This window comes from Paracoccus sp. (in: a-proteobacteria) (assembly GCF_030538695.1).
GTDB lineage: Bacteria > Pseudomonadota > Alphaproteobacteria > Rhodobacterales > Rhodobacteraceae > Paracoccus.
The window spans coordinates 33,964-41,694 of the sequence record NZ_JAUNTN010000027.1; the positions used below are offsets into that span (position 1 = coordinate 33,964).

General features: G+C 60.6%; 10 protein-coding genes. 8 read left to right on the plus strand and 2 right to left on the minus strand.

Features of this window, described 5'->3' with window-relative positions; translation table 11 throughout:
* Positions 1–10: 10 nt before the first annotated feature.
* Both purU and Q4G24_RS14355 read left to right on the plus strand, forming a co-directional pair.
* The gene (purU, locus tag Q4G24_RS14350; protein WP_303367227.1) at positions 11–898 is read left to right on the plus strand and encodes a formyltetrahydrofolate deformylase; all 888 of its coding nucleotides are present in this window, start codon (positions 11–13) and stop codon (positions 896–898) included.
* A gap of 64 nt (positions 899–962) precedes the next feature.
* Complete coding sequence (locus tag Q4G24_RS14355) at positions 963–1,607, plus strand: XRE family transcriptional regulator (RefSeq protein ID WP_303367228.1); 645 nt, start codon at positions 963–965, stop codon at positions 1,605–1,607.
* Between the two features lie 43 nt (positions 1,608–1,650).
* On the opposite strand, the gene Q4G24_RS14360 is transcribed toward Q4G24_RS14355, so the two are convergent.
* Together Q4G24_RS14360 and Q4G24_RS14365 are read right to left on the minus strand one after the other, a co-directional pair.
* Positions 1,651–3,048, minus strand: a complete 1,398-nt coding sequence (locus Q4G24_RS14360; RefSeq protein ID WP_303367229.1) for an ammonium transporter — start codon at positions 3,046–3,048, stop codon at positions 1,651–1,653.
* 225 nt (positions 3,049–3,273) lie between these two features.
* Positions 3,274–4,031, minus strand: a protein-coding gene (locus Q4G24_RS14365; protein ID WP_303367230.1) for an IS5 family transposase whose coding sequence is annotated in 2 segments (ribosomal slippage) — positions 3,274–3,698 and positions 3,698–4,031 — 759 coding nt in all. Because the reading frame shifts where the segments join, the coding sequence is not laid out codon by codon here.
* A gap of 438 nt (positions 4,032–4,469) precedes the next feature.
* Here Q4G24_RS14365 and Q4G24_RS14370 point away from each other — a divergent pair.
* From Q4G24_RS14370 to Q4G24_RS14395, 6 genes are all read left to right on the plus strand, one after another.
* Positions 4,470–4,697, plus strand: a complete 228-nt coding sequence (locus Q4G24_RS14370; protein ID WP_303367231.1) for an AlpA family transcriptional regulator — start codon at positions 4,470–4,472, stop codon at positions 4,695–4,697.
* Positions 4,687–4,947, plus strand: a complete 261-nt coding sequence (locus Q4G24_RS14375) for a hypothetical protein (RefSeq protein WP_303367232.1) — start codon at positions 4,687–4,689, stop codon at positions 4,945–4,947. The genes Q4G24_RS14370 and Q4G24_RS14375 overlap by 11 nt, the downstream gene beginning before the upstream one ends.
* Positions 4,948–5,024: 77 nt before the next feature.
* Complete coding sequence (locus tag Q4G24_RS14380) at positions 5,025–5,297, plus strand: type II toxin-antitoxin system VapB family antitoxin (RefSeq protein WP_303367233.1); 273 nt, start codon at positions 5,025–5,027, stop codon at positions 5,295–5,297.
* Positions 5,294–5,707, plus strand: a complete 414-nt coding sequence (locus Q4G24_RS14385; RefSeq protein ID WP_303367234.1) for a type II toxin-antitoxin system VapC family toxin — start codon at positions 5,294–5,296, stop codon at positions 5,705–5,707. The genes Q4G24_RS14380 and Q4G24_RS14385 overlap by 4 nt, the downstream gene beginning before the upstream one ends.
* Before the next feature lie 29 nt (positions 5,708–5,736).
* Entirely contained in the window at positions 5,737–6,207 is a 471-nt protein-coding gene (locus Q4G24_RS14390) for a recombinase family protein (RefSeq protein WP_303367235.1), read from the plus strand.
* Positions 6,204–7,499 (plus strand): recombinase family protein, encoded by a 1,296-nt coding sequence (locus tag Q4G24_RS14395; RefSeq protein WP_303367236.1) that lies wholly within the window; start codon positions 6,204–6,206, stop codon positions 7,497–7,499. Before Q4G24_RS14390 ends, Q4G24_RS14395 begins: the two co-directional genes overlap by 4 nt.
* Positions 7,500–7,731 lie beyond the last annotated feature (232 nt).

Sequence of the window (7,731 nt, forward strand, 5' to 3'; positions counted from 1 at the left end):
GGAACATGATATGACCAACAAATACTGCCTCACCGTTGCCTGCCCGACCCGGCGCGGCATCGTCGCCGCCATTGCCGGTTTTCTGGCCGAAAACGGCTGCAACATCACCGATAGCTCGCAATTCGACGATCTGGAAACCGGACGGTTTTTCATGCGCGTCAGCTTTGCCCCGGAAACCGGCGTTGATCTGGATGCCCTGCGCGCGGCCTTTGCCCCAGTCGAGACCGAACTGGACATGATCGCCAGTTTCCATGACGAATCCGACAAGATGAAGGTCGTCATTATGGTCAGCCGATTTGGCCATTGCCTGAACGATCTGCTTTATCGCTGGCAGATCGGGGCGCTGCCGATCGACATTGTGGCGGTGATCTCGAATCACATGGATTATCAAAAGGTTGTCGTCAATCACGACATTCCCTTCCATTGCATCAAAGTGACCCGCGCAAACAAGCCCGAGGCCGAGGCGCAATTGCTGCGCATCATCGAGGATTCGGGCGCCGAGCTGGTGGTTCTGGCGCGCTATATGCAGGTGCTCTCGGATACGCTTTGTCAGGAAATGTCGGGGCGGATCATCAATATCCACCACTCATTCCTGCCCAGCTTCAAAGGCGCGAACCCCTATAAGCAAGCTTATGAGCGGGGGGTGAAACTGATTGGGGCGACCTCGCATTATGTGACCGCTGATCTGGACGAAGGCCCGATCATCGAGCAGGATACGATCCGCGTCACCCATGCTCAATCGGCCGATGATTATGTCAGCCTTGGCCGTGATGTCGAAAGCCAGGTTCTGGCACGCGCGATCCACGCCCATATACACCGCCGGGTTTTCCTGAATGGCAACAAGACGGTCGTGTTCCCGGCCTCGCCCGGCTCTTATGCCTCGGAACGGATGGGCTAATCTGCAAGGCTTGCCTTTCCCCTGCCGATAGGGGACAGAGCGTCAGAGCAACGCGGATAAGCACATGGCAGCCAAGCGCGCCGATCAGGACAAGCTGACCCAGAACCCCCATGCCCTGCGCGACGCGCCCGAGCGTAACCTTGAGGTTGCCATCGGGCGCGTCGTGCGCGATCTGCGCAAGCGTCAGCGCATGACCGGCGCCGATCTGGCCGCGCAGACCGGGCTGTCGATCGGGATGCTGTCCAAGATCGAAAACGGCATGATCTCGCCCTCGCTGAACACGTTGCAGGTGCTGGCCAATGCGCTGCGCGTGCCGCTGATCCAACTGTTTCAGGGCTATGGCGAGGCGCGGGGCGCGATGCATGTCAAATCGGGCGAGGGGGTCGAGATCGACCGCGCGGGCACCCGCGCTGGACATCAATATCACCTGCTGGGCCATATCGGTTCGAACGATTCAGGCGTCGTGGTCGAACCTTACATGATCGTCCTGACTACCGAAAGCGACCGTTTCCCGACCTTTCAGCACGAAGGCATCGAACTGCTGTATATGCTCGACGGCATCGTCGGCTATCGCCACGGCGAACAGGTCTATCGGTTAGAGCCGGGCGATACGCTGTTGTTCGACGCCGATGCGCCGCATGGGCCGGTCGATCTGGTCGAATTGCCCGCGCGCTATCTGTCGATCATCTCTTATCCACAGAGCAAATAAAACCGGGTGCCCGTAAAGGCACCCGGTGCAAAGGTTGGCAGGATCAGACGCCCTCCTCGGCCGTGCGCCGAACCACCGTTTGGGTCTGTGCCACGCCCTCGGACGGCGGTAGGAGTGCCGCGCCAAACAGCCCGTCATCCAGCCGATAGCCCGTTTCGCCATGCTCGGCCGTGTCCAGCCCGTCATGTTCGGTTTCGGCATCGGCGCGCAGCCCGCCGGTGATTGTCGCTGTCAGCTTCAGCGCGATCACCGTGGTCAGCGCGCAATAGGCCATCGAAAAGGCCATGATCGCCAGTTGCACGCCCATTTGCGAAACTAGGCCGCGCCCCTCGGGCCAGCCGGTCCCGCCAAGCGCGGGTGCGGCAAAGATCACCGTCAGGATGCCGCCGACGATCCCCGCCACGCCATGCACGCCAAACACGTCGAAACTGTCGTCATAGCCGATGCGGCGCTTGACGACCTCGACCGCCCAAAGACAGATTGGCGCGGTCAGAAAGCCGATCACGATGGCGCCCGCCGAGCCGACAAAGCCACAGGCCGGGGTCACCGCGACCAGACCGGCAATCGCGCCCGACAGCAGCCCAAAGGTCGAGGCGCGCTTGCGATGTACCCATTCGACCGCCATCCAGCCCAAGGCACCGCCCGCTCCGCCGACCATGGTGTTCAGCATCACCATTCCGGTAAAGCCGTTGATCGCCAGCGCGCAGCCGCCGCAAAAGGCCAGCCAGCCGACCCAGAGCATCGCCCCGCCGGTATAGGTCATGGTCATGTTATGGGGCGCCATCATCACGCTGCCATAGCCCCGGCGCGGCCCGATCATCAGCGCACAGATCAGCGCCGCCAACCCGGCATTCAGGTGCACGACATTGCCGCCCGCGAAATCCTGTGGCTCGACGCCGATCACCCAGCCGCTGCCCCATGCCATATGGGCCATGGGCACATAGTTGATCAGCAGCCAGATTGCCAGAAACAGCAGCACAGCGGCGAATTTCATGCGCTCGGCAAAGGCGCCGATAATCAGCGGGGGCGTGATCGCGGCGAACATCATCATGAACAGCACGAAAATATATTCCGGGATCGTCCCGACCATACTGTCGGGCGTGACCCCCGCCAGCAGCACCCGGTCCAACCCGCCGATGAACCCGTCCACCGGGCCGCCATCGGTAAAGGCCAGCGAATATCCGATCACGATCCACAGCACGCAGCACAGGGCGATGCTGGCGAACATCTGGGTCATCACTGACAGCACGTTTTTCGAACGTGCCATGCCCGCATAAAAAAGCCCTAGCCCTGGCAGCATCATCAGCATGACGAGCAAGGCGCAGGTGGCTACAAAGGCGGTATCGGCTGCGCTAAAGCCCGGCTCGGCCTCCTGCGCAAGCGCTATGTGCGGCGACAGCACAACAAGTGCGGTCACCAGACTGGTCATATTGAGTTTCATGGACGCCCCGTGCGGTTAGGTTGCGTGTCCATCATCAGGGATTCTGGGCACCCAAAAAGTTTCTTTTTAGGAAATTGTATGCATTCTATGGAATGTTTGTTGACTGCCGGATTGCGTGCCATCATGCCCAGATTTTCGGCAGACCATACAGAAATCGCAGGACGGCCCGGCCCTGAAATCAGCAATCTATTCCCCCGGAACTGTAGGCTCCAGACTCATTGATTTTCACAGCCAGAAGAGGACAGTCGCAGCGAGCATGATCGTGGAGAAGAAGGTTTCCGGGCACCGGTCGTATCGCGTAGCGACGCGCCGCCAGTCTTTCAGGCGTCCGAACATGATCTCGATGCGGGTGCGCCGTTTATAGCGCCGCTTGTCGTATTTCACCGGCTTCTTGCGGGACTTCCGACCGGGGATGCAGGGCGTTATCCCCTTGTCTTCCAACGCATCTCTGAACCAGTCAGCGTCATAGCCGCGGTCGGCCAGCAGCCACTCCGCCTTCGGCAGGCTGCCCAGCATCGCCGCCGCGCCGGTGTAATCGCTGACCTGGCCGGCCGACATGAAAAATCCGATCGGCCGCCCCCTGGCATCGACAACAGCGTGCAGTTTGGTGTTCATGCCGCCTTTTGTTCGCCCGATCTGACGCGCGCGCGCCCCTTTTTGACCCGCAGGCTCGACGCCGTGCGGTGCGCCTTGAGGTAGGTTGCGTCGATCATGATGGTCTTGTGTTCAGCGCGCTCGGTGGCCAGGCCCACCAGGATCCGGGCGAAGACCCCGTTGTCGCTCCAGCGCTTCCACCGGTTGTAGAGGGTCTTCACAGGGCCGTATTCCTTCGGCGCATCACACCAGCGCAACCCATTGCGATTGATGAATATTATACCGCTCAGGACGCGCCGATCATCAACACGCGGCTTGCCATGGCTCTTGGGAAAGAACGGCTTCAGGCGCTCCATCTGCGCGTCGGAAAGCCAGTATAGGTTGCTCATCGGTCAGTCTCCTTGCGGAGCCTGAATCACGACAGAAACCTGAAATCAATGGGTCTGGAGCCTAGGCTTTCTTTGACCGCTAGGTGGCACCGCCGTTGGGCCGCTTTCTACCCTTCCTCTCGGCTTTTCCTCGAACCTACTTGCCTCTTCGCAAGGCAGAGATATGAAACCCCGGCTCGCAACGGTGCTCATCTTTTCCAACTGTATGCGGTTGCCACGTGTCTTGCGAATCGGGGGTTCCGCTTGGGTCGCGACCTTGCCCTAAACTAGCGCATCGCCCTTGGTGGACTTCACGGCTTGGACCCTAGAGTTTTCCTATTTACCGCCGTTTCTACGCTGCACGACGACGGCAGCTAAACAACTATTGCAAAACAATAAATCGTTGTTTCGTCTGGTCTCTGCAATCGTCAGAAACAACCAGGAGGAGGTAGCGCAGCCATGCGTCAACCAGACCGTATCATCCGCATGAACACCGTTCTCGCCCGCACCGGCCTGTCCCGGTCCACCATCTATCGCAAGATCGCTGAAGGCACGTTCCCGCCCCAGCTGAAGATCAGCACCAATGGCGCGGGCTGGCATGAATCCGACATCAACCGCTGGGTCGCCAATCCCGCAGGATGGCGACCGCGCGGCGAGTTCGACTTCTATGACTTCTATGACTTCTGATAGCGAGGACGATAGCGGGAAGCGGAGACCGGCGAACGACAACCACCCGCCCGATGGACAGGATGCCGGGCAGGCGGCGTATGCGTCCGAGCGGGTAGATGCGGTGGTGCTGACCATAGCCCGGCTGATCGGACGCCAGATCGCGCGGGAGCATTTCAAGACGTTGCAGGCCGCCAACGACAACCAGCCGCCCAAGCGTCGGACAGACACGCAGGAAGATGATCGTTCCGGTGAGGATGAGGACCAATAGCAGCCGAGGTTCGGTCTTTCGGTTGAAAGATCGGAGTGGAGGCGCTATCTAGATCATAAATCTAGAAGGAGACTGGCATGGCCTTGAGCATCAAGACCGAGGAAGCGGACCGGCTGGCACGGGAACTGTCCCGCCTGACCGGCGAGACCATGACGGACGCCATCACGCAGGCCATGCGTGAGCGGCTGGAACGCCTGCGCGCCGAGCAGGAGGCGCAGCGTGACTATGTTTCGCGCATGAAGGCATTCGTCCGCGAGCGCGCCAACCGTTATGACCGTCGCCCGGTCACGAAACAGGAATGGGATGAAGCGGTCGGCGATACGCCCGAAGAGCTTGGTTTCTCCCGATGATGATTGTCGATGCGTCCGCGATCATTGCGATCATGTTCGAAGAGCCGGAAGCGCCCGACTGCATGGCCGCTCTCCAGACAGGTGCTTCGCGCCTCATATCGGCGGTGAACTATGTCGAGGCTGGCACCGTCATGGCGGGCAGGATCAGGAACGGGGACCGGCACGAAGCGATTGCCGATCTGGATGCGTTTCTGGCCGATTTCCGCATCGCCATTGCCTCCACGGATGAAAGCCTCGCGCGCGCCGCGATGCGGGCGCGTCTGGACTACGGCAAGGGGTTCGGCACACGGGGCGGCCTGAACTTCGGCGATTGCTTTGCCTATGCCCTCGCCAAACGGCACTCGGCCCCGCTTCTGTATGTCGGTGACGATTTCGCGCTGACTGATGTTCAGTCCGCATTGTCGCGGTAGGGGACCGCCAAGAGGAAAGGATTGAAGTCATGACCAGCGCAGCCCTTTATGCCCGCTATTCCGATGAGAAGCAGAGCGAGGCGCCCATCGAGGACCAGTTCCGGCTCTGCCGCGAACATGCGGGGCGGGAGCGGTGGCAGATTGTCGGTTCCTATGAGGATGCGGCCATATCCGGTGCCAGTACGATCCTGCGCCCCGGCATCCAGCGGCTGATGCGCGATGCGCAGCATGGCGAGTTCAACATCCTCCTGGCCGAGGCGCTGGACCGCATCAGCCGCGATCAGGCAGACGTGGCCACCCTGTTCAAACACCTGAAATTCGCAGGTGTCACTATCGTCACGCTGGCCGAGGGCGAAATCTCCGAGCTTCATGTCGGGCTGAAAGGCACGATGAACGCGCTGTTCCTGAAAGACCTCGCTATGAAGACCCACCGGGGCCTGCGGGGCAGGGTAGAGAAGGGTAGGTGGGCGGCGGGCTCTGCTACGGCTATCGCGTTGTGAAGAAGTTTGACGGTAATGGCGAGCCGATCCGGGGCGACCGCGAGATCATCCCCGAGGAAGCGGAAATCGTCCGCCGTATCTTTGGCGAGTTTGCGTCCGGCAAAAGCCCCAAGGCTATCACCGTCGATCTGAATCGCGATGGCATTCCCGGCCCGCTTGGCCGGGCATGGGGCGACACCAGTATCCGGGGCCATGTCTCGCGCGGCACCGGCATCGTCAACAACGAGCTATATGTCGGCGTTCTGGTATGGAACCGCCTGCGCTTCGTCAAAGACCCGTTCACCGGCAAGCGTGTGTCGCGCATCAACCCGGAAACGGCATGGATCAGAACCGAGGTTCCGCATCTGCGCATCGTGGACGATGCGCTCTGGCAGGCAGTCAGAAACCGCCAGAAGGACATCGCCGTCCTGTTCGAGGCGACCGCCGAGGGTGTCAGAAGGGCCAAGGCGCGCAAGCTGCACGAGAAGAAGCGCCCCGTTTCCCTTCTTTCCGGCCTGCTGACCTGCGGTTGCTGCTCCGGCAGATATGGCCTCATCATGCGCGACCGCTATGGTTGCCTCAACCACCATCGGCGCGGCACCTGCGACAACAACAGGACCATCACCCGCGACAGGATCGAGGAACGGGTGCTGTCCGGTCTGAAAGACAGGCTGATTTCCTCGCGCGCCGTCGAGGAAACCGTCCGCGCCTTCGCCGAGGAAATGAATCGCCTGAACCGTGAGCGCCGCGCGCAGGGCGAGCAGAATCGCAAGGCGCTGGCAAAGATCGAGAAGGCCATCGCCGGGATCATCGCGGCCATTGAGGACGGCATGTATCAGCCATCCATGAAGGCGCGCATGGACGAACTGGAGCGCCAGAAGGCCGAAATCATTGCCCATCAGTTGCAGGCACCCGCCGACACGCCGGACGTGCATCCCAACATCGCCAGCATCTACCGCAAGCCGGTGGAGCGGTTCACCGATGCTCTGAATAGCGATGACGATGGCCGTATCGCCGCCGAGGAGCTGCGTTCTCTTATCGAAGAAGTTGTTCTCATGCCGGGCGAAAGGCGCGGCGAGGTTCATGCCAAGCTATGCGGCGAGTTGTTCGGCATCCTCGACTTCGTGGAAGCCGAACACCGACAGCGACCGGGGGAAGTTAGGACAAAGGTTGAGGCCTATCCCCGCAACCAATTCCTACGATTTCGCGCGACATTATGCGCCAAGCTACGAGCCGCTACGATTGGCCACGACGCTGAATATGCAGGTCTAAATCGTGGTATGCCTTGCTGCGATCGGCCAGACAGATCCTAATGGAGTTTTGCGCTGCTGGTCGATGGGTCGCATGATCAGGCTTGTCCCCGAAATCCCCGCGTCGTTATAGGCTCCAACCATCTTCCACTTCTGCTCTGGTTGTCGAGGGAATAGCGGGCGGTAGAGGGCGACACCGATCAGAACTGACTCCTATGCAACCTTGTCGAAGCGACTTGGCCGGATCAGCGCCACCCGGTTGCGCGGGCCGATTATAGGCTCCAGACCTTTCCGG